The sequence below is a fragment of the Alcanivorax profundi genome (assembly GCF_003597125.1).
Lineage (GTDB): Bacteria > Pseudomonadota > Gammaproteobacteria > Pseudomonadales > Alcanivoracaceae > Alcanivorax > Alcanivorax profundi.
Genome location: NZ_QYYA01000049.1, coordinates 1 through 711, shown reverse-complemented (window position 1 = coordinate 711; position 711 = coordinate 1). Strand labels below are relative to the sequence as shown.

The following is a 711-nucleotide window of genomic DNA, read 5'->3' as shown; positions in this document are numbered from 1 at the left end:
ATCTAACCTTGCATACATGTCCTCATAAGCTTTCTGTTTGGCCTTTGCTACCTCTATCTTGGCCTCACGCTGCATCTCCCTATATTCCTGTCTACTTTCCTCAGTCCTCTCACTGTCCCATTTCTTCCTAGCTAACCTCTTCCTCTGGATACTCTCCTGCACTTTCTCATTCCACCACCACGTCTCCTTGTCATCTTTCCTTCTTCCAGATGACACACCTAGCACCTTCCTCCCTGCCTCCCTGATCACCTTGGCTGTAGTATTCCAGTTATCTGGCAGCATCTCTTGCCCACCTAAAGCCTGACTCAACTCCTCTCTGAAAGCCACACAGCACTCTTCCTTTTCCAACTTCCACCACTTTGTCTTCTGCTCTGCCTTTGCTCTCTTCATCTTCCTCACTACCAGAGTCATCTTACACACCACCATCCTATGCTGTCTAGCTACACTCTCTCCGGCCACTACTTTACAATCGCTAATCTCCCTCAGATTACAGCGTCTACACAAGATGTAGTCCACCTGTGTGCTCCTGCCACCACTCTTATATGTCACCCTGTGTTCCTGCCGCTTCTGAAAATAAGTGTTCACCACAGCCATCTCCATACTTTTAGCAAAGTCTACCATCCTCTGTCCTTCTGGGTTCCTTTCCTGAAGACCAAACCTGCCCATCACTTCCTCATCCCCACTGTTCCCCTCACCAACATGTCCATTGAA

The 711-nt window shown here is 48.5% G+C and carries 1 protein-coding gene; it reads right to left on the bottom strand.

The genetic code is table 11. The features are described from left to right. Positions 1–711 (bottom strand): exonuclease/endonuclease/phosphatase family protein (locus D4A39_RS19010; protein ID WP_158586950.1); only part of this gene is annotated, 711 nt, incomplete at both ends.